The organism is Alcaligenes sp. EGD-AK7, from assembly GCF_000465875.3.
In the GTDB taxonomy this organism is placed as follows: domain Bacteria; phylum Pseudomonadota; class Gammaproteobacteria; order Burkholderiales; family Burkholderiaceae_B; genus Alcaligenes; species Alcaligenes phenolicus.
Genome location: NZ_AVOG02000023.1, coordinates 59,501 through 86,163, shown reverse-complemented (window position 1 = coordinate 86,163; position 26,663 = coordinate 59,501). Strand labels below are relative to the sequence as shown.

At 65.3% G+C, this 26,663-nt stretch carries 26 protein-coding genes; 4 read left to right on the top strand and 22 right to left on the bottom strand.

The window, feature by feature from the left end:
* Positions 1-12: 12 nt before the first annotated feature.
* The 8 genes from N879_RS11310 to N879_RS11275 form a co-directional block, all read right to left on the bottom strand.
* Positions 13-762 (bottom strand): TIGR03747 family integrating conjugative element membrane protein, encoded by a 750-nt coding sequence (locus N879_RS11310; protein WP_021446992.1) that lies wholly within the window; start codon positions 760-762, stop codon positions 13-15.
* On the bottom strand, positions 759-2,918 hold the full coding sequence (gene traD, locus N879_RS11305) for a type IV conjugative transfer system coupling protein TraD (RefSeq protein WP_009463802.1): 2,160 nt from the start codon (positions 2,916-2,918) through the stop codon (positions 759-761). The genes N879_RS11310 and traD overlap by 4 nt, the downstream gene beginning before the upstream one ends.
* 10 nt (positions 2,919-2,928) lie before the next feature.
* Positions 2,929-3,480: an integrating conjugative element protein gene (locus tag N879_RS11300; RefSeq protein WP_009463804.1), complete on the bottom strand. Its 552-nt coding sequence runs from the start codon at positions 3,478-3,480 to the stop codon at positions 2,929-2,931.
* On the bottom strand, positions 3,477-4,055 hold the full coding sequence (locus tag N879_RS11295; protein WP_009463805.1) for a transglycosylase SLT domain-containing protein: 579 nt from the start codon (positions 4,053-4,055) through the stop codon (positions 3,477-3,479). The genes N879_RS11300 and N879_RS11295 overlap by 4 nt, the downstream gene beginning before the upstream one ends.
* Positions 4,040-4,729 (bottom strand): TIGR03759 family integrating conjugative element protein, encoded by a 690-nt coding sequence (locus tag N879_RS11290; RefSeq protein ID WP_442853942.1) that lies wholly within the window; start codon positions 4,727-4,729, stop codon positions 4,040-4,042. Before N879_RS11290 ends, N879_RS11295 begins: the two co-directional genes overlap by 16 nt.
* A 71-nt stretch (positions 4,730-4,800) precedes the next feature.
* Complete coding sequence (locus N879_RS11285) at positions 4,801-5,448, bottom strand: hypothetical protein (RefSeq protein ID WP_009463807.1); 648 nt, start codon at positions 5,446-5,448, stop codon at positions 4,801-4,803.
* Positions 5,445-6,029, bottom strand: coding sequence for a PFGI-1 class ICE element type IV pilus protein PilL2 (gene pilL2 / locus N879_RS11280; RefSeq protein ID WP_021446991.1), 585 nt, complete (start codon positions 6,027-6,029; stop codon positions 5,445-5,447). The genes N879_RS11285 and pilL2 overlap by 4 nt, the downstream gene beginning before the upstream one ends.
* Positions 6,030-6,208: 179 nt before the next feature.
* The gene (locus N879_RS11275; protein WP_009463809.1) at positions 6,209-6,805 is read right to left on the bottom strand and encodes a helix-turn-helix domain-containing protein; all 597 of its coding nucleotides are present in this window, start codon (positions 6,803-6,805) and stop codon (positions 6,209-6,211) included.
* A 111-nt stretch (positions 6,806-6,916) separates the two neighbouring features.
* Between N879_RS11275 and panE the strand changes: the two genes are divergently transcribed.
* Entirely contained in the window at positions 6,917-7,843 is a 927-nt protein-coding gene (gene panE / locus N879_RS11270; RefSeq protein WP_022983370.1) for a 2-dehydropantoate 2-reductase, read from the top strand.
* A 93-nt stretch (positions 7,844-7,936) separates the two neighbouring features.
* Here the strand turns inward: panE and N879_RS11265 are convergent, their stop codons facing one another.
* The 7 genes from N879_RS11265 to N879_RS11235 all read right to left on the bottom strand — a co-directional run bounded on the left by N879_RS11265 (position 7,937) and on the right by N879_RS11235 (position 14,308).
* Complete coding sequence (locus N879_RS11265) at positions 7,937-10,207, bottom strand: helicase-related protein (RefSeq protein ID WP_021446988.1); 2,271 nt, start codon at positions 10,205-10,207, stop codon at positions 7,937-7,939.
* Between the two features lie 109 nt (positions 10,208-10,316).
* Complete coding sequence (locus N879_RS11260) at positions 10,317-10,622, bottom strand: hypothetical protein (protein ID WP_009461175.1); 306 nt, start codon at positions 10,620-10,622, stop codon at positions 10,317-10,319.
* A gap of 102 nt (positions 10,623-10,724) precedes the next feature.
* Complete coding sequence (locus N879_RS11255; protein ID WP_009461174.1) at positions 10,725-11,834, bottom strand: DUF6094 domain-containing protein; 1,110 nt, start codon at positions 11,832-11,834, stop codon at positions 10,725-10,727.
* A gap of 65 nt (positions 11,835-11,899) precedes the next feature.
* Positions 11,900-12,550 carry a hypothetical protein gene (locus N879_RS11250; RefSeq protein ID WP_009461173.1) on the bottom strand — a complete coding sequence of 217 codons (651 nt, stop codon included), beginning with the start codon at positions 12,548-12,550 and terminating at the stop codon, positions 11,900-11,902.
* 84 nt (positions 12,551-12,634) lie between these two features.
* Complete coding sequence (locus N879_RS11245) at positions 12,635-13,000, bottom strand: hypothetical protein (RefSeq protein ID WP_009461172.1); 366 nt, start codon at positions 12,998-13,000, stop codon at positions 12,635-12,637.
* Positions 13,001-13,089: 89 nt separating this feature from the next.
* The gene (locus N879_RS11240) at positions 13,090-13,701 is read right to left on the bottom strand and encodes a DUF3275 family protein (protein WP_009461171.1); all 612 of its coding nucleotides are present in this window, start codon (positions 13,699-13,701) and stop codon (positions 13,090-13,092) included.
* A gap of 55 nt (positions 13,702-13,756) precedes the next feature.
* Complete coding sequence (locus N879_RS11235) at positions 13,757-14,308, bottom strand: STY4534 family ICE replication protein (RefSeq protein WP_009461170.1); 552 nt, start codon at positions 14,306-14,308, stop codon at positions 13,757-13,759.
* 91 nt (positions 14,309-14,399) lie between these two features.
* Between N879_RS11235 and N879_RS20860 the strand changes: the two genes are divergently transcribed.
* Both N879_RS20860 and N879_RS11230 read left to right on the top strand, forming a co-directional pair.
* The gene (locus N879_RS20860; RefSeq protein ID WP_268750658.1) at positions 14,400-14,522 is read left to right on the top strand and encodes a hypothetical protein; all 123 of its coding nucleotides are present in this window, start codon (positions 14,400-14,402) and stop codon (positions 14,520-14,522) included.
* Between the two features lie 332 nt (positions 14,523-14,854).
* On the top strand, positions 14,855-18,244 hold the full coding sequence (locus N879_RS11230) for a hypothetical protein (protein WP_152978315.1): 3,390 nt from the start codon (positions 14,855-14,857) through the stop codon (positions 18,242-18,244).
* 148 nt (positions 18,245-18,392) lie between these two features.
* On the opposite strand, the gene N879_RS11225 is transcribed toward N879_RS11230, so the two are convergent.
* The 6 genes from N879_RS11225 to N879_RS11200 all read right to left on the bottom strand — a co-directional run bounded on the left by N879_RS11225 (position 18,393) and on the right by N879_RS11200 (position 23,951).
* The gene (locus tag N879_RS11225) at positions 18,393-18,785 is read right to left on the bottom strand and encodes a hypothetical protein (RefSeq protein ID WP_009461168.1); all 393 of its coding nucleotides are present in this window, start codon (positions 18,783-18,785) and stop codon (positions 18,393-18,395) included.
* 25 nt (positions 18,786-18,810) lie between these two features.
* Positions 18,811-19,062: a hypothetical protein gene (locus tag N879_RS11220; RefSeq protein WP_009461167.1), complete on the bottom strand. Its 252-nt coding sequence runs from the start codon at positions 19,060-19,062 to the stop codon at positions 18,811-18,813.
* Positions 19,063-19,867: 805 nt separating this feature from the next.
* On the bottom strand, positions 19,868-21,910 hold the full coding sequence (locus tag N879_RS11215; RefSeq protein WP_009461166.1) for a DNA topoisomerase III: 2,043 nt from the start codon (positions 21,908-21,910) through the stop codon (positions 19,868-19,870).
* Positions 21,911-22,177: 267 nt separating this feature from the next.
* On the bottom strand, positions 22,178-22,627 hold the full coding sequence (locus N879_RS11210; protein WP_009461165.1) for a single-stranded DNA-binding protein: 450 nt from the start codon (positions 22,625-22,627) through the stop codon (positions 22,178-22,180).
* A complete protein-coding gene (locus tag N879_RS11205; protein WP_009461164.1) occupies positions 22,624-23,175 on the bottom strand; it encodes a DUF3158 family protein in 552 nt (183 codons plus the stop codon). The genes N879_RS11210 and N879_RS11205 overlap by 4 nt, the downstream gene beginning before the upstream one ends.
* A complete protein-coding gene (locus tag N879_RS11200) occupies positions 23,172-23,951 on the bottom strand; it encodes a PFL_4669 family integrating conjugative element protein (RefSeq protein ID WP_021446987.1) in 780 nt (259 codons plus the stop codon). The genes N879_RS11205 and N879_RS11200 overlap by 4 nt, the downstream gene beginning before the upstream one ends.
* 240 nt (positions 23,952-24,191) lie before the next feature.
* On the opposite strand from N879_RS11200, the gene N879_RS11195 reads away from it, so the two are divergent.
* On the top strand, positions 24,192-25,406 hold the full coding sequence (locus N879_RS11195; RefSeq protein WP_009461162.1) for a phospholipase D family protein: 1,215 nt from the start codon (positions 24,192-24,194) through the stop codon (positions 25,404-25,406).
* Positions 25,407-25,464: 58 nt separating this feature from the next.
* Here N879_RS11195 and N879_RS11190 read toward each other — a convergent pair whose 3' ends face one another.
* Positions 25,465-26,661: an STY4528 family pathogenicity island replication protein gene (locus tag N879_RS11190; RefSeq protein ID WP_009461161.1), complete on the bottom strand. Its 1,197-nt coding sequence runs from the start codon at positions 26,659-26,661 to the stop codon at positions 25,465-25,467.
* Between the last annotated feature and the right edge of the window lie 2 nt (positions 26,662-26,663).

The following is a 26,663-nucleotide window of genomic DNA, read 5'->3' as shown; positions in this document are numbered from 1 at the left end:
GCGGCGCACAGATCACAGGTACTTCTTGAAACTACTGGCCGCAATATTGGTTGCAACCCCGAGCATCGCCGCGCTCGGCAGCAGGATCACCAACGGGTGCAATGACACCGGCAACGCCAAGTAGGTCAACCACGGCAGCACCGCCAGCGGCATCAAGGCCGCCTTCGCCCGGTGGTAGACGAAGCCCGATTCCCGCCCGGCGCCGAACTTGCGGATGTCGCGGCGAACGAGTCCGTCGACCAGGCCGACGAAGGCCGCGAGCAGGAACAGGGGCAGTGTCAGCACCAAGACCAGCAGGCGGACGATGAACGTCAGAACGGTGAAGCCGGCAGCAATCAGATAGCCCTTGGTCCAGACATAGACCTGGGCCAGGTAATGGCGGAAGTCTCGGTGCGCGCCTCGGCTGGGTGCGCTGGCCTGCGCCGAGGCGTCGCGCATCCAGTCCAGCAAGCCCGTCTTCACGAAAACCCACTCGTAGGTGCCCTCCACCAGCCAGCGCGCGGTGCGTCCTGGCTCCTGCACGACGGCGCTCCGGGTGAAATGGGTGGAGAGCTGGTTCAGTTCGTAGTCGAGCATGCCCTGCGCGTGGCGCCAGCCCTGGTCGGGCCAAAACAGGTGCATGCCGACGCATTCGATGACGATGGACAGCAGCAGCGAGGCGACCAGTACGCCGAACAGGCGCCACGGCAGCGTGACCACGCTGGCGACCAGGCCGCGTTGGCGTGCCTGCTGTCGCTCGGCGGTCGCGGCGGGCTCTTTCACGATGGGGCCTCTTCATCCGGCGTGCCTTCTTGCACTTCCTCGGCCAGATTCGCTGGCAACGCGTCGTCGTCGTGCAACGGGGGCTGCCCGTTGCCCTCCCACCATTCGCCCGACTCGGCGTAGTGCTGGCGCATGTAGCCGGCCAGTTGTTGCAGGTCCCGGGGCATGGCTTCGTCCGGATCGGGCGCTGGCAACGGCATGCGGACCTTCCACAGGTTACCGCCTTCGATGAGGGCGAAGCACTGACCCTTGGGCAGGCCGACCACGTGTGCGGGCTCGATGAGCGGCACGCTCGACGTGCTGATGCGGTCCTGCGCGTTGCTGGTGAAGTCGGTCTGACCGTGGATGTCGGAACTGTCGGTGGCGCCGCTGACCAGCGTGGTGGTGTAGACCTCCACCTTCGGCAATTGCCTTGTCAGCAGTTCGGCGGTGGCGGTCTCGCGCACCCGCAGCATGAACAGGTTGTTGAAGTTGCCGATGACCTGGCCGGCCTTGGCGCGATTGCCGATGCGCGCCTCGATGTCCGAGAGCGTCTGCGTATAGGCCGTGACCTGCATGCCCGCACCGCCGCCCTTGTTGATGAGCGGGATGAACTCATCGCCCATCAGTTCGTTGAACTCGTCCGCATGAACGTTGATGGCGACCTTGGCATCGGCCGATGGCCCCGGCAAGCCGTCGTCGATGCCGTGCTTGTAGATGTGCCCTGCTACCGACACCAGGTCGCTGAACATGCTGTTGCCGACGGCCGCCGCCACTTCGGCGTCGGACAGCGCATCCAGTCCCACATAGACCACGGCCCGCTTCCTGATGATCTGCATCCAGTCGAAGATCGGACGCGGGTCAGACAGGTCGGAATAGTTCGGCGCGAGCAGTTGCGCGATCTTGCCAGTGGTGAGCTTCTCCAGCAGCGGCAACAGCGAAGCGACGATCTTGTCGAAGTAGGTGCGGTCGTAGCGCACCGCAGAGCGCAGGCCGTCGAGCACCGCGTCATAGGTTCGCGTCTGCGACAGGTACTGCTCCAGTGCCACCACCCGTTTCTCTCGCCCGACCATGTGGCGCGGGATGGTCTTGTCGTTGAGACGTCCTTCGAGCTGGACGATCATCTCCCAGGCCTTGGGCTCGGTTCGGGCAAAGAAGTGCTGGGCGTACTCGATGAACAGCGCGTCGATGTTGACGACGTGCCGCTGGATCAGCAGGTAGTCTGGCCGCTGCCCCAGTTCCACCAAGGCACGCGCGATGATGTTGACGAAGCGCCAGGCGAACTCTCGGAACGCGGCGCTGTTGCCCTCGCCGGAAAGCTGCCCCGCAATGCGGGTGGCGACTTCCGAAATGCGCCCGAACCGGCCCACGGCGTTGTAGCGTGCCGAGATGTCGGGCCAGCCCAGGTGGAACACGTACATCTCGCCTTCGCGTCCGGCGCGCCTGGCCTCGACATACATGCGCTTGAGCAGGTCGGCATCGCCCTTGGGGTCGAAGACGATCACCACCTCATGCTCGCCATGGACCTTGCGGCGGATGTCCTGGGTGATGAACAGTTCGGCCAGGCGCGTCTTGCCCACGCGCGTGGTACCGAGCACCAGGGTGTGGCCCACACGCTCGCCCAGCGGCAGGGTGACGTCGGTCTCGTGCGGCTCGATGCCATGCAGGCGCGGCATGCCACCCACGGGCGGCAGCGGCCGGACCGGATTGAGCGGGCTATCCCAGGCCAATGCCCGCGCCAGCCTAGGCAGCGGCGGCGGCGCGAACTCCAGCCGCTCCTCCAGGCGGCGCGCCAGGCGGTAGAACGTCGTCGGTTCGGCGTAACGCCGGAACTCGGGCTTGTAGGTCTGCGTCAGCCGATGGGTGTGTCGTTGCTCCCAGCGGAAGCCACGCCCAACGAACAGGCGGTACTGGCTCACTGGCACGTCACGGCTCGTCATCACGTAGCGAGGCAGACGACGGATGTGGCGGCGGTACCGCAGGATGGCCCAGGCGTCGCGCAGGCGAATCGCGCCGAAGGCCAGGAAGGCCAGCGCGCTGCCGAGGCCGAGTACCGGATTCAACGCGAGCGACCACGGTGCCACCACGCACACCACCGCGGCGCCTGCGCATACGGCAACGGTGTATAGCTCCACCGCTGGCCGCAGCAGGACTTCGACGGCGTGCGGCTGGGCCATCGGGCATTCCTCACTGTTCGATGCCGGTGGCGGTCACCAGCACCGGGTAGTGGCGCAGCCCCAGGCGCCTGGCCAGTTCGTCCCCGGACGCCGGCGCCAGCATCAGCCCGGGCGCCAGGGCACGCAGTGACGCAAGTGCCCGCGGTGACTCGACCTGGACCACCAACCCCACGGCCCCGAGCTCGCGCAGCGCCGGGGCACGCTGGCGCAGCCAGGCATGGGAGCGCTGGTCATCACCAACCAGGAACATCGGAGTGAGCCCAGGCGCCTGGATCGCCCGGGGAGCCACATCGCCAGGGGCCAAATGGGCAGAACGCACCGGCAGCATGGCCGCCTCGCCAGAAGGCCCTTCGGGCAGGCGTGGCATCTCGATCCTGGGAGATGGCCTGCTTCCGGTGCGCGGTTGCAGGTCCAGGGCCTGGTAATAAGGCAGCGCGGAGGCACCGCCGTGATCCTCGACGACGATCAAGGGCGGCGATTGTGCGAAAGCGGCTGGCACGGACACGAGCGGCAGCAAGCCGATCAGCCACCGCGTAGCCGGACGGAAGATTCGAGGCTTCATGGCAGGGTTCTCCGGGTATCCGAGCCCCGCGCTGGCTCGCCCAGTACGCGGGCCAAGTGGCGGCCAACACTCTGGCGGTAGCGCGCAGCGGGTGCGCCACCAGCGGGACGGTGGTAGCGGCCGATCGTGATCAGCCAGTCCTGGCCCGGCGCGTGCTGCTCGCGCAGGATCTGCGCGGCCAGCGCCAGGTTCCGATAGGGATCGAGCAGTTCGCAGGGGTGGTCGTAGCGGTGACGCTGGTAGCCCAGGTTGATCTGGCCCAGGCCGGCGTCGATGCGGGTGGGCGGCACGTCGCGCAATGCCTGGTGCAGGCCGGCGCAGGCCTCGGTACGGGTGGCGAATCGACGCGATGCCCCGGCCACGTTGAGCGTCCAGGGCCAGGGCACGAGGCGGTCGTGGTACCGGGTGCCACTCTCCTGCAAGGCCACCGCGTACAACACCGCCGCCGGAATGCCCGCACGCTGTGCCGCGAACTGGTAGGCCGGCGGCGGAACCTCCCCGGCCTTCGCCTGGCCGAGTGCCCAGCAAGCCAGCAGCAGGAGCGCGAGACGCGCGAGGCCTACTGTCGCTGCCATTGGCCGCCGACCTGGCGCACGACGGCGGGCAGTTCGCCCTGCAGGCCGAGGGACAGCCAGCGGCCACCGTCGTGGTTGAGGGTGATGTGCCGTGCGCGCACTTTCGCCGGGTCGATACGGGCCCGGCGTGCCCATTCACGAATGCGCGCGTCGTCGGTGCGACTGCCGACGACATAGACATCGAACTCGACGCCCGACGCCTGCAGCCGCTGCACGGCCTGGTCGCAGGCGGTACAGCCGTCCTTCACGAAGATGGCGGTTCGGTCGGTGCCTGATGCGATGGCGGTGCCCGCGCCGGTCGGCTTGGCGCTAGGCAGGCTGACCCGCGCCATGCCCGGCGCGATCCGTTGCCAGGCGGCGTCGTAGGCACGCTGGTAGGCGAGCGTCTTCTCGACCCGCCGGGCTTCGGCCCGAACCTGCAATTCCGCGTAGCGGCGGCGCTCCTCGTCGGAACGTGCTTCGATGCCGAGGGCCGTGAGCGGGTCGAGGCTGGGCGAGTAGACGCCCAGCGGCCCCTGCATCAACTCGCGATAGCGCGTCCATTCATCCGTGCGCAGCCCCCAGTCCTGCGCCCGCTGTTCGTCGCTGCGAGCGATGGCCGCAGACGCTTCACGGCTCGGCGCCGTCCTGGCCGCGGTGGTTGCGCCGGTGGGCTGCGCGAGCGCCGCCTGCATGGCAGAGGCGGCCAGCAATGCAACCAGCAACGGCGGGGTCAAGTGGCGCGGGACCATCGGTGTGGGCCTCCTTATCGGGGCGGGATGGGCAGCCTGCGGATCTCGTCTCCCTGCCGGAAGACGGCGCCATAGCGCTCGATCCCGTCCAGTCGCCAGCCACCCTCCGACTCTCCGGCGCGCAGCAGGCGGACATCGGCCAGCCCTGTGCCATCGGCAGGCATCACCGACACGAAGTGTTCTCCCGCACGCAGTTCCACTCCGATCAGGCGGAATGAAGGCTCGACAGGCTTGGGTTGGGCCGCCACAGGTTGGGATGGCCGTGGTGCGGGCAGCTTGGGCTGGCGCGAGCCCGGGCGGGCTTCCAGTCGCGTGACGCGGGTTTCCAATGCGTGCAGCGCATCGGTGGCGGCGTGATGGGCCTGCGCCAGCTCGATCGCCGCCAGCCGCTGGTCCAACGCCGCGGTGTCCTGCTCGTAGCGCGCCTGCGGCAAGGCGGCGGGCTGAGTGTGGCGTTGTTCGATCCGATGCGAGAGGCCGTCCAGTCGGGATTCGAGCTGGGCCATCTGCGCGACGGGCGCGGAAGCCTGGGTCTGTTCCGCCAGCCCGGACAAGGCCATGTGATCCACCAGCACCACCGCGCTGACGAGCAACAACCAGGTTGCGGCCGCGACCCGCAGCAGCGTCGTGCGCTGGCCCGTCGCTGTGTCCCGGATGGTCATGGCGAAACCTCCCGGATCAGCGGAGGGCTCTCCGCTGAACGGTTGATTTCCGGTGGCTTGGGCTCGTGCGGCGCAGAAGCCTCCCGGCGGCCGGGGATGAAGCACACCTTCCGCTCGCCGTCGTCGACCTGCAGATCCCAGGCGGGGCCGGCCAGGGTCAAGAGCGCATCGCGCAGCAGGACCGGGCCGAGCCGGTAGTGAGCCGCCGGCAGCGGCAAGGCCAGCAGATCGGCGGACTGCTCATCGCACAGCCGGTAGCCGGAACGCAGGACGAGGTGCCGGAGGGCATCCCCGACGGTGGCGCCCAGCGTGCCGGGGATCTCCACTTCCACCACTTGCAGCAACAGGTCGTGCTGGGCCGCTGTGGGCGCGAGTTCGACCAGGGTGTAGCGGCCATACCGCGTCACCGGCACGAACTCCGTCACGGCTTCGGGCGCGATGTCGGTGACTTCGGATGCGGGGGGCGGTGGCACGGCGTTCGTCATCGCGCAGCCGCTGGCCATGGCGGCCAGGAGCAAGCCGGGCAAACGGATCAGATGGCTGTGTCCGGCGATACGGAAGGGCTGGCAGGATGGGCGCATGGATCGGTGTCCTGAAACAACGAGCCATCACCATCGCCGCGCCGGCCCTTTGTCACAGCAAACAAAGCGAATCCGTGGTCTCCCGATTTGCCGAAAGCATTGCCGGCAACCGCGCGGTCGCCAGGACGCATGTCGGGATCATGCCGCGGCGAATGGTCGTGCCGGGGCGATCTCGCCGCCTACCGCCGCGTCCGATCGTTGATCACGATATAGAAGACAGCCGGCTCGCCGCCTTCATTGCGGAACTCATGCACGCAATCCGAAGGAAAGAACAAGGTATCTCCGGCAGCGACGTCGAAGCGCCTGCCGTCGATGACCACGGCAAGCGCCCCCTCATGCACGACGAGAAACTCCTCCACGCCTGCATGGTGCGGAGGAAACTCGACGGACTTGCCCGGTGGCAACACGTTGAAGGCCAGATCGACCGCGCCGTCCTCGAACAGCGGCGAAAGAGAACGGCGTTCGAAGCCGGAAGCGGGGTCGTGATAGACCGCCTGGCGCTCCCTGCCATGCAGCCTGGGCTGGCGCGCATGGAATCCCCCCAGGAGTTGAGAAAGGCTGACCTGCAATGCCGCGGCAAGCTTGCCCAGCACCGTGGCAGTGGGCACCGAGGCGCCACGTTCGATCTTGGAGATCATCGCGCGGCTCACGCCCGACAACGCCCCGAGCCGATCGAGGGTGAGCTGCGCCTCCAGGCGCAGACGTCGAAGATTGGCCGGGAGCGCTTCGGCGCGCTCACCTTTCTGCCCGGTCTGGAGAGCGGAAGAGTTCGGCATGGGCCGCGATCAAGTCAGGATGGATGCGTGGGGTCTCGATGGCGCTGAAATCGATCGCGCCACGAATTTCTACTATAGTAGAAATTCTCAACTTCAAACAGGAGCATGGCCATGCGTCTTCTGGTGCTGGGTGCAGGTGGGATCGGAGGCTATTTCGGCGGGCGTCTGGCCGCGGCCGGCGTGGACGTGCGTTTCCTGGTTCGGCCGAGACGCGCCGCACAACTCGCCGAGACCGGGCTCGTCATCAAGAGCCCTTTGGGTGACCTGACCCTTCCCGTGAAAGCAGTCGTCGAGGCACCGCCTTCCGTCGATGCCGTGCTGCTTGCCTGCAAGGCCTACGATCTTGAAGGCGCGATGGCTGCCATCGCGCCCGCCATCGGCCCCTCGACATGCATCGTTCCGCTGCTCAATGGGGTGCGGCATCTGGATCACCTGGATGCGCGCTTCGGCGCCGAGCGCGTTCTGGGCGGCCTGTGCCACATCGGTGTTGCGCTCGGCCCGGCCGGTGACATCCAGCATCTCAACACGCTGCAGCGCCTCGCCCTCGGCGCACGCACCCACAGCCAGCAGGACGCGGCGCAGGCGCTGCATGGATTGATGGAGCGCGGCGGTTTCGCACCGGTGTTGAGCCAGGACATCCTGCAGGAGATGTGGGAGAAGTTCGTATTCCTCACGACCTATGCTGGCATGACCACGCTGATGCGCGCGCCCGTTGGCGCAATCGTGCAGGCACAAGATGGCGAAGCGCTGGTGCGCCAGATGCTTGGCGAATGCGTGGCTACCGCCGCCGCCTCAGGGTACATCCCATCGCAGGACGCCTATGCCCGCATGTTCACGACGTTGTCCGAGCGCGGGTCCACCGGCACCGCATCGATGCTGCGCGATCTGCAACGTGGTGGCCCCACCGAGCATGAGCACATCATTGGGGACATGCTGCGTCGTGCGCATGAAGCTCGACTGGATGCGCCGCTGCTGAGGGTGAGCCTTGCACACATGCAGGCCTACGAGGCGACCCGCATGGCCCATGGCGGTGGATGAGGCCCTGTCTTCCGCTTCCCGGATCGATGTCACCGTCTGGATGACCAAAAAAGAACGGCTCCCGGAGGAGCCGTTGAAGTGAAGCAGTGAGATTCAGCACACCAACTGTCGTGCCAGCGCGACTTCCACCGAGTCGCCGTCCTGATTCAGGACATCGAGCCCGGACTCCGGCACGTCGCCCGACGTGCTTTGCGACACCATGATCTTCCGGGCCATCAACCCCAGGCAGGTCATCTGCGAGGAGTTGGCGTAGCCGAGGTAGATCACGCGTACCGGCTGCTTCTGGCCGATGCGCCATGAGCGCCGCGCGGCCTGCTGCAACGAATACACGTTGTAGCCGGACTGAAGGAACACGATGGTCGGGAACTCCAACAGATCCAGGCCGGTTTTCACCAGCTCGGGATTGGTGATGAGCACGTCGATGCCACGGTCCAACTGCTCGGCGATCCAGTCCTCGCGGCGGGAGGCATCCACGCTCGCGCGCAGTACCGCCACCTTAAAGCCCTCCTGCTCCAGCAGCACCTTCAGGCGCGATGTGGTGTCGCGCGTGCCGGTGTAGACCGAATAGACCAGGGCCTTGCGACCTTCTGCCTTCTCCTGCTTGCAGATCTCGATCAGCTCGCGTTCCTTGGGCATCAACTCCAGCTCGTTGAACTGAGCCGGCACGAACGCCAAGGTGTTGCGCGTGCGCGGATGCACCACCGTTTCCGACCGGAAGCAGCAGTCCGGCCAGGCCAGCAGCACGTTGAGGACCACACCGAGCAGCGTCGTGTCGCGCTTCGCCAGGGCCTGCTTCAGCTCCTGGGTCAGCCGACCCGCCAGATCGCGGTAGGCCGCGGCTTGCGCCGTGTCCATCGCGACTTCGCGGAACTCCTCGTCGTAGGGCGGCAACACGTTGCCACCGATGTCCTTCAACTTGAGGAAGACCGTGAACGGCAGGACGCAACGCAGCACACCCTTGGGACCGAAGCCCGGCGCCTTGACCGTGCGCACCGATACCTTGGTGCCCTTGGCCGTCTTGTGCGCCGTGCCCGTGCTCTCGGAATAGATGTCCTTGAGCACGCCGTGATCGCGCATGAACGCCATCGCGGCCGACGTCATGCTGCCGCTCTTGGTCGGGCGGTAGCCGTCTTCGATCATCCGCCCCGGCAGGGCTCGGAACAGCAGGTGGAACAGGTCGTCGCCGTAGCCGCCCATCAGCGTGCCGGTGAGCAGCAGCGTCTTGCGCGCCTTGGCCGCCAACACCCCCATGGCCTGGCCCTGTGCGGAGCCGCCGTTCTTGTACTCGTGCGCCTCGTCGGCGATGAGCAGGTCGAACGTGCCTTGGGGAAGCTGCCTCTTGATGAACTCGGACGGCTGGTAGCCGCCCTCGCCGAAGCCGAACTCCATGTTGGCCATCGCGCGTTCCATGCGATGGGCTTGCCGGTCCGAGAAGACCAGCTCGCCGTTGCCATCCATCAGGTTGATGAACTCGTGGATGTTGTCCCCGAGCATCGACGCGAGGAAGGCGTCACCGAACTTCTGCATCAGCTTCTGCGCGGTGACTTCGCCTATGGTAGGAATGCGCTTCAGTGCCTTGAGCACGGTCGAGGACTGGTCGCTGGCGGACAGGCCTCTGGGACGGATCAACGACCACAGCGGTGCACGGCAGTGGCTGCACTTGCGGCGGAACTCCTCGGCTTCCAGCTCGACCGGGTTGATCGGCTCGCCGTCGAGGTCGGTGATGACATGCCCGCAATCCGGGCAGGCCCCCACGTCGCCGTGAGGCGTGCGCCGTCGAACGAAGACAGGTTTCCAGTGGAACCCCATCCGCATCCGCACGCGGCCCAGGACGAAGAACTCCTGGCCCTCGGCCGGCAAGCCCAACTGCTCGCGAAGTTTCAGCAGCTTGACCAGCGTGTCCGGGCCGTTGAGCACCCAGACCTTGGCACCGGCCACCGTCTCCTGGATCTCGCGCCGCCACTTGTAGACCAGGTGGGGTGGCGAGAGCACCAGGGTACGGCGGTAGCCTTCGGCGTTGAGCACGGCGGCGGTGGCAATACCCACCGTCGTCTTGCCGCAGCCCATCTCGCCATTGACGATCGCGGCACGTTCGCCGCGGTCGACCAACAGCTCGGTGACGGCGTGGACCACATCGGCTTGCGCCGGGAACAGCTTGCGCTTCAGCGCGGCGAGGATCAGTTGCCGATGCACCCGCACTTGGCCGGTGTAGACCGGAGGATTGGCGCGGTTGAGCGAGTCGAGCAACTCGTCGCCGAACTCGGACACGAAGTCCTGCAGGCTGAGCGTGAGGGGTGAAGCGGCCGCTTCGAGCAGATCGGCCTGTACAGCGGTTTCGGGAACGGTTTTGAGATCGAGGGACATGGTGATGCTCCAGAGCAATGGGGCATGCACTTCCCCTCGGGGCGGTGACATGCCCCTGGGTGGGAAGAAAGATGCGGCGTAGAAACGTGTAGGTGCCGCTGGATGTGGATCAGTATTCGCTGGGCAACAGCAGCGTGGTGACGCTGCGATCCCATTCGGTGATGATCCAGAGCTTCAGGTCGCGCGTGACCTGGTAGGACGAGAACAGGCGATCCTCGCCGGACTTCAGCGCGGCATCGTTCTGCCGTCGATCGCCGTCGTCCAGGTCGCCCCAATCGCCATGAAGATGGCGGCGCAGGTACGCGCTGGGATTGAGCCGGCCCTGTCGGACCAACTCGTCGACGCCGGCGGTCATGACCACCTGCCCGGGCGAAAAGCGTGCTTGTGACGCGAGGTTGAGGATTGCGAGTGCCATGGTGATTTCTCCTTCTGGAAGAAGGGGCCACGGCACCCCATCGGGGGCAACGTGACCCCGGTGGGTGGATGAAAGCGACGGCGAACCGTCAGGGAACAGCGATCAGCGGATGGTCAGCACTTCGCCCCACGTGGGCGAGCCCAGCGTCAAGTCCCATGCACGAATGACCGGCACGAACTTGTCGGTGAGGATGCGCGTCTCGGCCACGGAGCCGTCGTCGCGTTCGGTGTATTCCGTCTGGAGGGTCTTCTCCTTGTGGGTATCACCTTTGACGACGAGCATGCGCCCGCTCTTGGACTTCACTACGCCGGAGATCGCGCCTGCGGCCAAAGCCAGGGCGAGATGCCAGTGCGACAAGGCCCGCGCGGGCGGACGCAGCGATTGCTGCGCGGCGCCCAGGTGCATATCGAGCGCCGGCCAGAGTCCTTGTAGCCGGCCGACTTCATCGGCGAACTGCTCGGGCTCCATCGTCACGCGACAGAAGTGCTCCGGCTCGGCCGGGCTGGCAGGGACGGTGTACGGCAGGAACGGCCATTCGAGCGGCAGCTCATCGGCTTCGGCGTCGCCCTGTCCGATCTGCAGCAGCAGACCGCGCACGGCTTTGACCGACTCCAACGCCTGGTCGCGCTGACGAATCCTGCGACCGAAGATCACCACCTGCTTGAACTGCGTTTCCACCGCACGGTAGATGCGCAGGTCGGCGAAGTGGCGCGTCAGCCATCCGACCAGCTCGGCGTCGAGCACGTAGGACGGCACGATGAAGATCAGCACGCCGCCGTACTGCAGCAGCGGCAGCGCGCGCTGATAGAACAGCTTTTCCAGCCGTGCACGGCCCTGGCCCTGATAGCCGATGTTGCCGTTCACGTCCTTGCTCAGGTCGCCATACGGCGGGTTCAGCCACAGCAGCCCGAAGGACTGGCGCGAGATCAGCGTGTCCATCAGGTCACCGTGGATGCAGCGATCGACCAATTGCCGTGCGTGGCGGGCACGCTCGGCGTCGTACTCGACGGCGAAGGCCTGAACCTGCTCGCGCCCGAGGGCGTGGGCGGCTTCGGCGATCGCCACGCCTTCGCCGGCGCAGGGATCGAGGATGGACATGGCGCCGGGAGACGGCGCCAGCGCGGACAAGGCCCGCTCCAGCGTCGGCTCGTCGGTGGGGAAGTAGCCGTTACGAATGAAATTGCGCGCCAGGCGCGGAAACATGAGTGCCATGGATTTCTCCTGGTGATGGATGAGGGAAGGCGGGCACGCGCGGCGCGCATGCCCGTGGGGATGGCTCACGCCACACGCCGAAGCGGTGCGTTCGCGGCCAGTTCGTACTGCGTGGCGCCGAGGGTGCCGTTGCGGATCAGCTCGCCCAACGCCTTCGTCAGCGCCGGGACATCGAGGGCCAGCCGATGGCCTTCCAGCGGCCCGAGGGCCAAGGGAAGACCGGTCAGCATCCGCCGTGTCTGCAACAGCTCCAGCACGGTGTCGCGCCAGTGGTCGAGCAGTGGCAGCGGGCAGGTGTCCTGCACCAGCGTCCACAGCCGGTCGAGCCGGTGAGCGGAATCCCTGGGCAGAAGCGCCAGCGCGCTGGCGTTGGCCTTGTCTGGCTTCACGCAGCGACGATCGAACAGCCACACATTCGTCAGCGAACCGAACAGCGTTCGCCGATAGGCGCGGGTGATGCGCTTTTCCAGGTTCTCGACGTTGCCGACGAAGACCGGGATGGATGCGCCCTGCTCGGTGATGACGTGGAACTGATCCACTCCCTGTTCATCCCGGCCGAGGGTCAGGCGGGCGAGGAACTCCTGAACGGCGGTGTCGCGCGCCCAGATCGAGAGAAAGACGAGATTGCCCTGCTCGTCACCGACGCAACCGTCGGCCATGAGGTCGGGGCATTCGTCGATGCGGTACAGCGGTTTCGCGGAAGAAGGTGCAGGCATGGTGATGTCCTCTTGGAAATGTAGGAGCAACCACAGCCCGCGGGGCCATGCTCGCCCCGGTTGGGTGAAGGAAGATGCGTGCCGCTAGACAGCGCGCCCCGCGTGGAAGCGGTGAACCCGCTCGCGCCACTCGGGGCTTTGCACCGGCGCCATGTCGAGATAGCGCAGCGGACACGAGTAGTAGTACGGATGCACGGACTCATCGAGGGACTTGTAGCCCCAATCGCCGCCCGAGCTTTCCAGCAGATGGCAGCCGATGTAGCAGACGGACTCACCGGCCGCGAGGCCCATGACGCCCGCCTGCCTGGCGGTGACGCGAACCACGGTCCACAGAACGTCGCCGTCCAGCGTGTGGTCGATGACTTCGCAGCAAGCGCGTTCGGACGCCTGCGGAGCGAGCAGCTCGCGGATCAACTGATCGCGCGTCTGACGAACGAAGGTCCAGCCCATGAGGGTCTCCTTGAAGAAAAGGCCGGAGCCCTCCCCGTCGGGGGAGAACCCCGGCGGGTGGCGGAATGCCACGCAAGGCGGCGGATGGATCAGGCAGCTTTGAGGTGCCAGTCCTGGGACAACGGAGCGAACTCGTAGCCCAGCTTGTCGAGACGGTCGCGCTGCTGACGCAGCACACGACGATCCACGGTCGCATCGAGCTTCACGGTATCGCCCAGGGGCCACAAGGCACCGAACAGCGCCGCGTCGTCTGCCTCGGCCGAGGCCGCAGCGGGCACGGGAGCCGGTTCGCTGCCGAACGGCGTGGTATCGACCAGGGGATCGCGCGGACTGCGCGGCTTCGCCTTCGGCTTGGCCGGGGGCGTTGCCGGTACGGGCGCCTGCGCCTCCTCGTCGATCGGATCGACTTCCTGCGGACTCAGCCGGCGGGCTTCGTCGCGGCTCAGGGCGTCGATGTTGGACAGTGTCATCCCGCCCAGATGGGCGCGGATCTCGATGACCATGCGGCCGTTGGCGTTGTACGTGGAGGGGCGAATCTCGACGATGACGAAATCACCGTCGTACTTGCCCTCGCGGTACTGATCGAGTTCGGCGTTCTTCACGACGAACTCGCCGATCGAGGTCGCCAGGCGGCCGACGTTGAAGTCGCCGTTCCTGCCGTGGATGGTCTTGATGGCCAGTTGGCCGGGGATGGTGATCATGAAGGTCTCCTGCGGACGAAGAGAAGACAAGGCCCCGCGGATGGGGCCTTGCGGATCAGAACGACTCGGCAACGGCCAATGCGGGGGCATCGGCTGCGTCGTCGGCAGCATCGGCGACGGGCTTGGAAGGCTCCGGTGCCGAGGCTTGCTGCGCGGCGGGCGCGTCGGACGTCACAGGGACTTCCGGGTCGCGCTCGCCGGTCTCGGTCGGCTTGGGTTCGGCCTTGTAGACGAGCTTGCCGTCGACCTTGATCCAACTGACGAACAGCAGGCGGGCCTTGAGGCTTACCCCCTGCTCGCCGGCACGCTTCCCCTTGGAGTAGGTGAAGGTGTCGGTCCACAGGTCGCCCAGGCGGAAGCCGATCATCACCTTCTTCTCGGCGTCGACCGCCTGAATGCAGCGGCGCACCAGGTGCTGCGCTTCCGATCCCGATACGCGCGTGTCGAAACGCACATACGAGACGTCATCGCTGGGACCGTTCAGGGCTGCGATGTCGCAGGCCAGGAACGCATCGCCTTTCTTGGGCTTCACTTCGCGGATGCGATTGAGATACCCGAGGCCGGTGATGTGCAGATCGAAGTAGGACTTTTCGGTGGAAGTGGTCATGGTGAATCTCCTGGGAACAATGAGGCGGAGACACACCCGACCCAAGGCGGGGAAGGTGTGGAACCCCCGCGTGGGTTGATGGAACAGCTTGGTGGCATCGCCATCGAGAACCGATGGTCGTTCGCGCATGGATGCCGGTGCGAACTGGAGTGATCAACGCGGTCGGAACCGCATCGCAGCCTTGAAGATCGTGGCTGCCTGGGCATGTCGCTGACGGACGTCAGCGGAACATGGCCGGAAGCGTGGCGCCGGGACGGCGCAAGCGTTAGCGAAAATTGGTACCCCTAACTGCCCGCATTCTCAAAGAAGGACCCAGTAAAGGCTTGCACGGTCGAGGAATCGTCCTTAAGTGCGCTACCGAGAATCACATTGGCTCAGGCTTGGTGGCCGTGGTCAAATTCATGCATGCAGTCGTACTTTGCCCCTTCCCGACCGACAGGTAAGAGCCCGAAGAGCCCGTGAGCAATGAATCGAATTCCAAGCCTGCGCTACTCATCCTTCCATGCACGAGCTGTGCTACGCGCAAGACTCGCTGCATTGCCTTCGATGCGCCGTCCTCATATGGGCTTGATGTCCGGCGAACAGGAGGCGCCTGGCGACGTAGATCTGCTCAAGCTTTTGCTGGATACGACTTCGAGCCGAAACGATGATGAAGCGACGGCACGGCAGGAGTACATGCGCATTCGCTTGGAGGTGGGAGGCGAGCTGCCGGACTTCGATGAAGCGCTGGCGAGGGGATGGTTTCGGCTCATTCAGGGACGGGTAGTTCCTGCTGCTGCGTTGAGCGACTATTACCTTCGGCACGATGTGCCGTATGCAGAGGCGCTACGGTCTTTCGTCTACTGGCTGAGCGACGTGAAATATCAAATCGCGCAGCCAGGCGCCCATGCCAGTGCAAGTACCTTTGAGGACTACTTCGTCGCTGGAGCCCAATCGGGGCACAAGCCGCCCGTCCAGACGCCGACCTGGATTGCGGCGCGACTTTGGGATGACCCGCCACCAGTCGATCTCGCAACGTGGACCATGCACTGGGAAGTGCTCGATTGGGTCCCCCTGATTCCTTCTGCCGTTTGGTCCGAGCAGGATGCACAGCGGTTCAGGGAGGCTTCACTTCAAATCCTACGCAATGCCAATCTCCCCACATGGGACCATGTGTCCGTTGCCGAAAGCCTGCGTGCCTCCGGGGACATGCGAGAGCTGGCACCTATCGAAGTGAAGCCTGATCTGCTGGGGCGCGTCCTCGCTCGTACGCGCTCTCACTACGGAACCGACCTCTATGAGGCGCATGCGCTCTGTGCGCTCATGAGGGTACTGGTGCTTGAGCTGGCGCATGTCGAGGCTGGGCCGGTCCCTTCCAAGAAGGCGCAGGAACTGGTCGCGCTAGCGACGTGCCATCCTGAGCTTTGCGACGTGCTGACCGACTGCTGCTTGCAAGCGCCGCAGGTCCTTGCCGACCTCATTTTCTGTCCATCTGCAGCGGGCCTCGTCTGCCACCTGGTCGCTACATGGCATGTGCAGTTCCAGATCGACCGGGACTATCGCAATGAGGCTGCCGACTCGGTGCAAGCGTCATTGTTGGCGGACTGTCTGGAGGTTCTCCGGTATCACCTTGTTCAGGGCGACGTAGCTCCGACTGAATCCGCGCGCTTGCTGATCGTGATGCAGGAGCACGATTGCGGGGGGAGTGATGGCGTGCCTTTGCTGCCCATCGGCCTCGACCACCTGCGTGGACTGCCCGTGGATATCAAGCGGCAAGTTCGCCAGTCACTTATAGAAATGGCAAGCGCCCAGGCCACCTCCCTGGAGTTTGCGGTCATGCTGAAGGCCGTTGCCGTGGTGGGTGAGTCGTTGCCTCCTGCAGAAGCGGAGACCGTGGCTTCTGCTTATCGAAAGGCATTCCATGCAAAGGAACGGGCCGATACACGATGGGTAGACGTTACGGGCGCGGCCGCACTGGCCCGGCTGGCAATGGATCACGGCCACCTCCAACCCAGGATCTTCTATCCCCTCGACTTGCAGGACGAACTGGCTCGTCGACCGGACGATGTCGTGGGTCTGGGTTTGTCCATGCGTGAGCAGATACGAATGCTGAGCCGTGCGGTGGTGGGCTACCCCGAAAGCGTACCTGGCGACCTCGTCGAAGCATTGGCTTTGGCGATCCAGGCTGGGGCGAGTAATCGCCCAGACAGGGGCCGGGTCGACGCCTTCACATTCCAGCTGGACAACCAGGTCCGAGGTCGGCAAGGGCCGCGCCTGGAGTCAGATTTGATCGAGGCCGTGAATCGGCCGGAGGTTCCTGCTCAACAAGAGCGCCTCGTAAAGGCACTCCTGCTGGTCGAGGATCCTCTGATACTGGCGATGTTGTTGCCCCGTGTGCCGGCGGTGTACCGCGAGCGCATTATTGCCCGGTTGCAGGTATTGACACCCGACGAAGCTAGCCGTGCAGCATTCGTCACACAAGCGTCGGAGCGTGGGCAAGCGCTTCTGGATGCAGGGCTTCCTGAGCTTGCCAGTGCATATCTGCGAGAGGCCCAAGAAGCGCAACGTGGAAGAAATCTTCCCGCGTTGGCCGTGCAGACCCTGAATCAGCAATTGCAGATCCACTACCTGAGCGGCACGTTTGATGCGGTTGCATCAGCCAAGATTCCAGACGGTCTGCGGCCGGAACACCAGGCCGAGGCGCAGAGAACACTGGATTTCTTCCGCGCGCTGGTGTGCCTCAAGAACGAGCCACCCGAAGCCTTGAAAGCTGCAGGGATTTTTCACAGCCTGTATCGGCAGCACCCGTTGCCTGCATACGCTATCAACCTGCTCGCCGCACGTGTGGTCAAGCTCCTCGGGGAGAACCTGTTTCGTGTCGTGGTCGGGGAGGATGCTGAGATGGCCCGCCTCGCAATCGATGAGGCTGACCGGGCCATTTCTTCTATCAAGGGACTCAGCGACATGTCCCGCGCCATCCATGTGCCAAATTGCGCAGCCATGCTGCTAGCCGTTGGGCGCCCCAGGGAGGCCATGAATCGCCTCAAGGAACTTGCGTCTGCGGAGCGCACCGCCGAGAGCACGGCATTCGAGGCGGTGGCCAGCGCGAGGCTTGGCGAGCCGGATCGTGCCCGTGCGTTGATTCGGTCGGGCAGGGAGCGCTACGGCGACGCATCGCTGCTCGTCGGGGCCGAGAGCCACATCGATCATTCGGCCGGCTTTGGCGCGCCTCCCCTCTTGCTTTTCAAACAGGAGGCGGCGGTCCAGTTGCGCGCAGCCATGCGTTCATTCATGGAGCTCCCCGCTTCGGAGCAGGCAGAAGTTCTGATGGGGCCACCCTTGGCATTGGAGAAGCTGCTGACGGCAGCCTTTCAGGATGCGCTCGCCGCTTTTCAGCGAACGCTGTCATTCCTCAAGCTCGACAGGCATACGGAATTCGATGAAGACGACTTCAATGGCATCGTCGCCGAGTTGGTCGAAGCGCGACTCGAAGGAAGTTTGGGTTGGCAGGCGCACGAGCAGTCACCGGGCGGTTACACAGAGAAGGGCAATGCCGGAAGGCGTGACTTCGTGGTCCGTCGCCGAGGGGTAGACATTACCGTTTTCGAGGCGCTGAAAGCATCGCAGCCAAACGACAAGCGGATTTCTGCACATCTCCACAAGCTCTTTGGCTACTCTTGGGCCGACATCCTCTTCCATGTCACCTACAGCAATCGCAAGGACATCTCAGAGATGCGCACTGCAGTCGAAGAGGTGGCACGGCAGCCACCTCCGGGCACAACGTATCAATGCCAATCGGCGATACCCGCCGACGGGGCAAGGCCCGGCGCTGTCAGGGGAAGCTATCGTAGGAATGGAGAAGATGTCACAGTCATTTTCTTTGTGATCGACATGCGGCAGGAAGGCCAGCGCGCGGCGGTGGGGGCGCCAGCATTGATCGAGAACGCCGATCAGTGATGACGAGAGCCGGCGCCGGTGAAGGTCAGTGGCTGGGAAGATTCCGGTCATGGCCGCTCCAGCGAAAAGAAGGAGGGACATGGCCCCGCGTGGGGACGCATGTCCCTCGTGGGGTGGGATGAAATGACGGTGGTGTGCCGGGTGTGGCTCACCAGCCGCTGTAGTGAAGCGTCAGGTCGGCGATGACCTTGCGCCGTTCCAGGTCGAGACCGCCGAGGTCGGACAGCCCCTCGAAGCCGCAACGCTTGAGCATCGCGCCGCCCTCGCGGGCGTTGTAGAAGCTGACCATCGCGGATAGGAACATCCGCTGGCCGCTGCTCAGGACGCCGAGGGCGTCGTTGAGCATCAGCAGGTTCGGGCGCAGATCCCACTTGGTGGTGGCACGCTGCAGGCCTTCGCGTGTGCCGTCGCCGAACCATTCGGCACCGGCGATGTTGACACCGCGCTTCCACGCCTCGAAGAAGGCTTGGGGCGCGGCGGCGAAGTGCTGGTGTTCCAGCTCGATCTGATCAAGTACCTCTTGAGGCAGAGCACGGTTCATGACGGGGGCTCCTAGTGTTTGGACATCACGGGTTGAGGCGCTGCTGCCAGCGGCCAGTTTGCAGGGCGTGCTCGGCAGCGTGGTGCGATCGGAAGTAGCTGACCGACTCGCGCGAGACCGGACCATCCGCGTCGGCGGTGCCGATGTAATGGCCGGCTGCGCTGCAGAGCACCTGCAGGGGCAGGCGCTTGCCGACGTAGGCCAGGGCTTGGTAGCCGATGGATTCGGCGCGGGCCTGTTCAGCACTCGAAAGTGCCGATGCGAACGCAAGGGACATGGTTTTTTCCTGGTGGTTGAAGACCGGGAGCACCACGCCCAGTCGGGAGCGGAGACCTCCCGAAAGGTTGAACATCGAAAGCACCCGCGTCGTGGCGACACGCGTCCGCGGTGGTCGGTGCGAGACGGACTGGATCGGTCAACGCGGTGAACCGCGTTGCAGCCTTGAAGACCGGGGCTGCCAGGGCATGGTGCTGACGACCGTCAGCGACACATGCGGGAAGGATGGAAGCGCGGCGCCGCGCCGTCGCCGATCAAACGGAACCGCGCGCCGTCCGGTTTGGCCCGAGCACTGCCGGCAGCAGCAGTGCACGATCCTTCCGCCCACGACAAAGGCGCCGAAGCCCCGCAAGGCTTCGGCTGGAGAGGAATCAATCCACCTGTGGGCTGCAAGCAGGCCAGGCCGTCGTCAAAGCCATTCGCTGCGTCAGCAATCTCACCCGGCCCGTTTCGTGGCTGGGGCCGGCATCCTCTGGCGTGTATCCACACACAAAGGGAACCCGTTGTTCCGCCGGCGGGCTCCGGCACCGAATACCGTCGACCGCAAGCGGTCTCCTGGCACCTCGCAGCCTTGCGGGCCAAGGCGTCAGGAGACCGTTCGTGGATGGACGGAAACACCTCGATCAACGGAACCGCGGCGAGCGCGATTCGACGGAGCAATGACCTTCTCGCCCTGCAAGCCGTGATTGGCCTGTGCAGGACGCGCACACCGTTGCAGAAGGGAACGCGCGCTGGGGAGTCCCGCGGGGCGCGGGAGGTTTGCCCGCCGTCGGCAGCAGCCAGCGTGGCAGAGGGAGACGTGGGCGTCAGTTCGCCTTGGGGCGCCGACGCGGTGGGCCGGATGTGCGGCCGGAAGTACGGTTGGACGGGCCGTGCTTGCCTGCCGCGGCGTCTTCGACCGGCTGCGTGCCCTTGCAGTCCGGGTAGCGGCTGCACGACCAGAACGTGCCGCTCTTGCCGCTACGCTGGCGCATCGGGGCGCCGCATTGCGGGCAGTTCGGCGCGGGCGGCAGCTTGATGACGAGCGTTGCGCCGCGGTACTGCTGCACGAGTTGGGCGACCCAGTTCGATTGCTTGGCAATGAAGGTGTCCAGCGTCATCTGGCCGGCCTCGATCATGTCCAGTGCCTGCTCCCACACCGCCGTGGTCCCGGGGTCGGCAATGGCCGCCGGCACGGCGTCGATCAACGTGAAGGCCGCATCCGATGCGCGGATGGCGCGGCCTTTCTTCAAGAGGTAGCCGCGGGCCAGCAGCCCGCTGATGATGTTGGCGCGCGTCGCCTCGGTGCCGATGCCCGTGGTGTCCTTCAGCTTCTGCTTCAGGCGCGGGTCCGTCACGAGCTTGGCGACGCCCTTCATGGCCTTGACCAGTTCGCCCTGCGTGTAGGGCTTTGGCGGCAGCGTCTTCAATGCCTTCAGTTCGACCTGGCCGACCTGGCAGGCTGCACCAGCACGTAGCGCCGGCAGCGCCTGGCCGCGCTGTGCGTCCTCGCCGTCACCGTCCTCGGGCTCCGGCGCCGCCAGCACCTGGCGCCATCCGGCCGTCGCGATCTGCTTGCCGACCGCCACCAGCGACTGCCCGCCGCACGTGAGCTGCGCCACCGTCCGGTCAAACTCGTGATGCGGCAGGAACTGCGCGAGGTAGTGGGCGCGGATCAGCCTGTAGACGGCCAACTCCTTGTCGGTCATCGCCGAGAGATTGGCCGGCTCCAGCGTGGGGATGATGCCGTGATGCGCCGTGACCTTGCCGTCGTTCCACGCTCGCGAACGCTGCTGCCGGTCCAGGCGGTAGATCAACGGCCGCAGGCCGGGATCGGTCTTGACCAGGCTGTCGAGCACGGCCGGCACCTCGGCCAGCATGCTCTCGGGCAGGTAGCCCGAATCCGAGCGCGGATACGTCGTCGCCTTGTGCGTCTCGTACAGCGCCTGGGCAATGTCCAGCGTCTCCTGCACGTCGAGGCCCAACTGCTTGGAACATACTTCCTGCAAGGTGCCGAGGTCGAACGGCAGCGGCGGGCCTTCGCGCACGCGCTCGGTCTCCACCGACAGCACCTGGGCGGTGCCGACCGCGCGCAGGCGTTCCGCCGCCTGCTGCGCCAGAGGCTGCTGCAGGCAACGGCCGGCTTCGTCGGTGCTACCCTGCGGCGGTGTCCAGCTTGCGACAAAGGTCTGGCCTGCATGCGAGAGTGCGACCTCGATGGCCCAGAACGGCACCGAGACGAAGCGCACAATTTCGCGATCCCGGTCCACCACCAACTTGAGCGTCGGCGTCTGTACGCGGCCCACCGATAGCACGCCGTTGTAGCCGGCCTGGCGACCCAGCAGTGTGAACAGCCGACTCAGGTTTATCCCGATCAGCCAGTCGGCACGCGATCGGGCGAGTGCGGAGAAATACAGCGGCAGCGTCTCGGCGGACGGCTTGAGCGCACCCAGCGCTTTGCGGATCGACGCATCGTTGAGCGCCGATAGCCACAGGCGCTGAACCGGCCCGCGGTAGCCACACAGATCGATGATTTCGCGGGCGATCATCTCGCCTTCGCGGTCGGCGTCAGTCGCGATCACCAGCTCGCCTGCCTTGGCGACGAGCTGCTGCACGACCTTGAACTGCGCCGCGGTCGCCGCCTTGGGCTCGACACGCCAGCGCTCGGGAAGAATGGGCAGTTGTTCGATGGCCCAGCGCTTGTACTGCTCGCCGTAGCCTTCGGGCGGAACCGCCTCCACCAGATGACCGATGCACCAGGTCACGACGACACCGGCACCGCTGTAGCAGCCGTTGCCGCGTTGGCCGGCGCCCAGCACACGGGCGATGTCCTTTCCCTGGGACGGCTTCTCGCACAGGAACACGCGCATGAAGCCTCCTCGAAAAGTGTACGGTTCATCGGATGGCCCCAGCTTGGCCGGGCCAGCGGATGCCGGCAGCAAGGAAGCCGATTGGCGCGGACACCGCTTTGTGATCGGCAGGCGATGCGTTGCCGCAGCGGCATGCGCGCAACCGCAACGGCTGGCGCAACGGGGGCGTCGTTTCGGAAGGACGGCTGGAAACCGGTGGACCACCCTGGCGGATAGCTGGTGCATGGCGGGCGTCTGACGGTTGCTACAGCCGCCCCCTGCGGGGAGTCAGCCCTTGGCCTTGGTTTCCTTCGGCGCCTTCGTCCCCTTGGTTTCCTTCGCCGGCGGTACTGCGGCCTCGGGTTCCAGCGTCCTGGCGCTGAGGGTCACGGCCTGGATGCGGTACGGCAAGATGCCAATGCGGCGGGCCTCGATCTTGAAGGTCGTGCGCTCATTGTCGTCAGCGTCCTCCCATTCGTCCTTCACCGTACGGCCTTCCACCAGCACGCGCATACCTTTCTGGTACAGGTCTTTCCAGTGGTCGGCGTCGCGGTGCCACAGCTCCACGGGCGCCCAGAAGCCGCCGCGGTCCTCGAACTCGCCGTCCTTCTTCGGGATCGGGTTGTCGAAATAGACGTTCAGGCGCAGCAGCCGGCGCGGATCGTCGTTGCCGTTGGGGAATTCGCGGTAGTCCGGCGCAGAACCGATGTTGCCCTCGCCGACGAAGTGCGTGCTCATGGTGACTCCTTGGGGGTGGTGGATGGAACGGACGCGGCATGCCCGTGGGCACGTCGCAGGTAAGCCGCTTCGGCCTGCGCGGCCTTGCTGGCGCACTCCTGGGCTTGGCGGCCCAGCGTGTGAAGGAGGCTGATCTGCATGTTCAGCGCGATGCGTTGCAGTTCCATCGCGTACAGGTCGTCGATCAGCGAGGCCGGCGTCGCCGGGCGGTCGAGCAGCGACTCCCACAGCGCCACGCCCATCAAGGAACGATCGTGGTTGCGCCAACGCAGGAAAGTCGTGCCTGCGCCAGTGGTCTGCTGGGCCAGCTGGACATCGAGCAGCGAGAAGGGATAGGCCCGTGCCTGTTGCAGCACGCGCCGCTGCGCCAGGGCGATCAAGTCGTCGCGCAGCGCCATGCACTGGTTGGCCCAAGTCTCCAGACTTCCCTTACCTTTAAAGGGCTGTAAAAGGCCTTTTAGGTAGCCGGCGTGTTCCAGACGTTGGAAGTCCGCCTGTTCCAGCGACGTGAAGCGTACTGGTCGGCTTGCCGGGGTCGATGCCGTCATGTGCTGGCATCCTCATCATCCAACGCGGCATCGGCTGCGCGATCCTTGGTGGCCGGAGCAGCAGCATCAGCGGCCGGTGCAGCAGCCGGTGTGCCTGGCTTGCCTGTGCGGCGCGCGATGGGTGGTGCAAAGCGCGAACGGCGCGTGCCTTCCAGCACGTCCTGCGGCAGCTCGCCAAACTTTTCCAGCGCCGCATGCGCCGCGGCATTCTTTGCCGCGAAGTCGTCGCGCGTCGTGCCCGAGTAGCGATACTGCTGGGCCAGCGAGAACAGGCTGCGCAGCGCGTGCGCGCCATCGTTGAGCCAGCGCTCCAAGGTGCTGCGGTCGATCAGCGCGGTGTGGTGGGCGAGGATCAGCTTTCGCGCCAGGTCGTCGTAATCGGCCAGCAGGTACACCGCCATGAAACCGAGCTGCGCATTGACGAACAGCGGCAGCTTGACCGGCTGCACGTTCATGTTCTCGCCCAGCGTCAGCGCCGGGGGTACATCGGCCAAGGCCTGATCCACCTGCTCGCGCAGGGTCTGCAGGCGGGTCTTGGTGTCGGCGAGCTTGTCTTCGACCCGCAGCATCCACCAGTCCGAGTACGGGTCGTCTTGCTCGGAACCGCGCTTCATCTTGTTCATCGCGCTGATGAAGCCGTTGAGGCCGATGATGCCGGCGCGTCCTTCTGACGGTGCGCGGCCATGCCAGATACGGGAGGCGTGGTGAGTGTGCAACGTCAGCGACATCGCGCTACGCAGCGCCCCGAGATTCAATTGCAGGGGTTCATTGGCCATGGGTGACGACTCGCGGTAAGGGAACGAGTCGCCAGCATCGGCACCAGCCGGAAGACCGTCAGTCAACAAACCGCAATCGGCTTGCGCCCGGTTTCTTGGTGGGTGGAAGGCCATCTGCTCCATCTATCCCCTGGGGATAGGTCTGGGGTCTCCGAAAATTGATGTCGGCGGGCAGATCCGGACAATGGCCCCGGGGTGCCCCTGGCTGGGGACTGTGGCACGCAAGAACGAGGGGAAACGATGAAAGAGGGAACGTCCGTTCGATTGCTGGTGAACGAGGAACGCGGTCACGGCGACGTGATCGAGAAGCTGCTGAAGCAGGCGGAATGCCTGGAATGCCTGGTGGCCTTTGCGAAGGTTTCGGCCATGGATAAGCTGCTCAAGCCGCTGCGCAAGGCGCTGGAGCGTGGAATGGATGCCCGGTTTGCAATCGGTCTGGATTTCTATCTGACCGAGCCCGCTGTGCTCCGAAAGCTCCTGAAGCTGACCGAGAAGCACAAGCTCAAGCTGTACCTCAGCGATTCCAGTGACACGTTCCACCCGAAGGTCTACGCCTTCCGGCACGCCAAGGGATGCTCGGTAATCGTCGGCTCAGCCAATTTCACTCAGGGCGGCCTCTATGGCAACTACGAAGCCTCGGCCGTGATCGAGGATGAGAAGGGAACGCTGATGGCATCGGTCGCTCGGCACTTCGATGCGCTGATCGCCGATGAAGTCCTCGTGCCGGCGACCAAGGCCCGTATTGATGCGTATGAACGGGAATACGTCATCCACGACATCTGCCGAAAGGTGGCCAAGAAGCGTGCGCAAGAAGCGAGCCGCGCCGAAAGGCCGAGCTTCACGACGATGGCCGGCATCCTGGAACTGATGAAAAACGACAATTCAGAACTTGGTTTCAGTGCGCAGAGGGCCACACGAAAGAGCAACCTGCGCCAAGCAAAACGGATGCTGGAGGATTGGGCTACCGTGCGTGGCAACACGAGCCGAGGGTTTCTGGCCCGCTTCGAGTCGTTGATCGGCCTGTTCCATTCTGGCGGGTTGCACCGAGGCAAGAACCAGATCGCCGAACACCCAGACAAGTTCGTCGCAGCGGTGGCGGACATTGTGGGCAGGCGCAACCTTCCACCTAGTGAAGCCTTCACTGTCCTTCACGAACATTTCGAGGGCATCCCCCGAGCAGGCATCAACCTGCTGACCGAGATACTGCACGCACTGGACAACAAGCGATACGCCGTGATGAACCAGAACGCGGTGTCTGGGTTGGCACTGGCCGGGATCAGAGAGTATCCCGCCCGTCCAAGCAAGCAGAACGTCGGCGCAGACGACTACGCGCGCTATTGCCAGCATGCCGATGTAGTGCGGCAAGAGTTGGGCCTCGCGGACTTCACCGAGGTGGATGCGTTGTTCAACTATGCCTATTGGGGCGAATCCACCGGAGACGAGGCAGAGAACTGACGGGATCACCTGCGGAAGGCCGTCTGTCCCAGCTATCCCCTGGGGATAGCCCGGACGGTCAGGAATCGCGTAGCGCCGCCCGCAGCCGGGCCAGGTGGGCACGCGCCAGCTCGGGGGATGCCGGCGCTGGCGCCGGCGATGGTGCTGCCGGGGGTGGCCGGGCTGCTGGTGTCACCGCCGCTGCGCCGTCGCCCGCCCACGCCTTGAACTCCCCACGAATCGCCTTCTGCACGATGCCGAACAGATAGCCGGCCGGGTTGCGCACAGCGCTGTTGCGGCAGCGTGCCTCCCATTCGTCGAGCACGGCCTGCCGCTGGGCCTCGTCCACCTGTTGCAGCGCCACCAGCGCACCGGCCTGTTGCTCGTCCTTCAAGCGCAGGAAGCGCTCGGGCAGCTGCAGGTTCTGCAAGGCCCTCGCGCGCGGTACTGTACGTACTTCTTTATTTATACGATACATACGTACTGTACGGTCCTCCTTCGGAATCCGAAGATGGCCGTCCTGCGCGGGTTCCAGCCCTGCTTCGGATTCCGAAGACGGGTACGCGCCATTCCGAAGCTGGGCTTCCTGACCCTCTTCGGATTCGTGACCGGCACCCTCCTGTGGATAACTCGCCGTCCAGCCATGCCGCGCCATGCGCTGTGCGAGCACCTGCAGGCGCGTGGGCAGCGTGCGCCCGCTGAGCAGCGGGTCTTCGGCGATCTCCCGCAGCGAATTCATGCCCACGATCTGTACCGCCTTCGCGGCGTGCGTAAGCGCCTGACTCACCAAGCCCAGGTAGTCCGGGTCGAGCTGCATCGCCTCGAAGGGCGACAGCGGTTCGTCGTGCAGCACGTAGAGATTGCCTTGGATACGGCCGGTCTTCGGGTCGCGCCGCCGCCGCACCAGGCTGAGCCAGCGCGTCAGCCGCAGCAGCGTCAAAGCGCGCGCTACGGTCTCGTGCGAGGCTTGCGCCGCACAGGGCATGGACGCCAGATAGGGGCGGAGCTGGTCGTAGGTGGGAAAGGCGGTCACGCCGTCGTCGTTGAGCTGCAAGCGGAACACCTGCCAGGCGTTGCGCTCCAGCGGCGTCAGGCGCCGGTCGAGGAACAACCTGCGCGGCACGCTCTCATGGCGGTTGCCGCTGTAGAGGAAACCGTCGGCAGCCGGCGCCGTGCCCTGCGCCGGTTCCTTCGGCTCAAGGTGCTGCAGGGCCTCGTCGAAGAGCGCGGACAGCGCAATAGGGCCTTCGCGCCGTGGTGCGCCGCCGGTGGACATCG

Coding starts and splice junctions, on each gene's coding strand:
- traD (WP_009463802.1), bottom strand. CDS start 2,918: ATGGCCCAGCCGCACGCCGTCGAAGTCCTGCTGCGGCCAGCGGTGGAG.
- N879_RS11300 (WP_009463804.1), bottom strand. CDS start 3,480: ATGAAGCCTCGAATCTTCCGTCCGGCTACGCGGTGGCTGATCGGCTTG.
- N879_RS11295 (WP_009463805.1), bottom strand. CDS start 4,055: ATGGCAGCGACAGTAGGCCTCGCGCGTCTCGCGCTCCTGCTGCTGGCT.
- N879_RS11290 (WP_442853942.1), bottom strand. CDS start 4,729: ATGCAGGCGGCGCTCGCGCAGCCCACCGGCGCAACCACCGCGGCCAGG.
- N879_RS11285 (WP_009463807.1), bottom strand. CDS start 5,448: ATGACCATCCGGGACACAGCGACGGGCCAGCGCACGACGCTGCTGCGG.
- pilL2 (WP_021446991.1), bottom strand. CDS start 6,029: ATGCGCCCATCCTGCCAGCCCTTCCGTATCGCCGGACACAGCCATCTG.
- N879_RS11275 (WP_009463809.1), bottom strand. CDS start 6,805: ATGCCGAACTCTTCCGCTCTCCAGACCGGGCAGAAAGGTGAGCGCGCC.
- panE (WP_022983370.1), top strand. CDS start 6,917: ATGCGTCTTCTGGTGCTGGGTGCAGGTGGGATCGGAGGCTATTTCGGC.
- N879_RS11265 (WP_021446988.1), bottom strand. CDS start 10,207: ATGTCCCTCGATCTCAAAACCGTTCCCGAAACCGCTGTACAGGCCGAT.
- N879_RS11260 (WP_009461175.1), bottom strand. CDS start 10,622: ATGGCACTCGCAATCCTCAACCTCGCGTCACAAGCACGCTTTTCGCCC.
- N879_RS11255 (WP_009461174.1), bottom strand. CDS start 11,834: ATGGCACTCATGTTTCCGCGCCTGGCGCGCAATTTCATTCGTAACGGC.
- N879_RS11250 (WP_009461173.1), bottom strand. CDS start 12,550: ATGCCTGCACCTTCTTCCGCGAAACCGCTGTACCGCATCGACGAATGC.
- N879_RS11245 (WP_009461172.1), bottom strand. CDS start 13,000: ATGGGCTGGACCTTCGTTCGTCAGACGCGCGATCAGTTGATCCGCGAG.
- N879_RS11240 (WP_009461171.1), bottom strand. CDS start 13,701: ATGATCACCATCCCCGGCCAACTGGCCATCAAGACCATCCACGGCAGG.
- N879_RS11235 (WP_009461170.1), bottom strand. CDS start 14,308: ATGACCACTTCCACCGAAAAGTCCTACTTCGATCTGCACATCACCGGC.
- N879_RS11230 (WP_152978315.1), top strand. CDS start 14,855: ATGCGCCGTCCTCATATGGGCTTGATGTCCGGCGAACAGGAGGCGCCT.
- N879_RS11225 (WP_009461168.1), bottom strand. CDS start 18,785: ATGAACCGTGCTCTGCCTCAAGAGGTACTTGATCAGATCGAGCTGGAA.
- N879_RS11220 (WP_009461167.1), bottom strand. CDS start 19,062: ATGTCCCTTGCGTTCGCATCGGCACTTTCGAGTGCTGAACAGGCCCGC.
- N879_RS11215 (WP_009461166.1), bottom strand. CDS start 21,910: ATGCGCGTGTTCCTGTGCGAGAAGCCGTCCCAGGGAAAGGACATCGCC.
- N879_RS11210 (WP_009461165.1), bottom strand. CDS start 22,627: ATGAGCACGCACTTCGTCGGCGAGGGCAACATCGGTTCTGCGCCGGAC.
- N879_RS11205 (WP_009461164.1), bottom strand. CDS start 23,175: ATGACGGCATCGACCCCGGCAAGCCGACCAGTACGCTTCACGTCGCTG.
- N879_RS11200 (WP_021446987.1), bottom strand. CDS start 23,951: ATGGCCAATGAACCCCTGCAATTGAATCTCGGGGCGCTGCGTAGCGCG.
- N879_RS11195 (WP_009461162.1), top strand. CDS start 24,192: ATGAAAGAGGGAACGTCCGTTCGATTGCTGGTGAACGAGGAACGCGGT.
- N879_RS11190 (WP_009461161.1), bottom strand. CDS start 26,661: ATGTCCACCGGCGGCGCACCACGGCGCGAAGGCCCTATTGCGCTGTCC.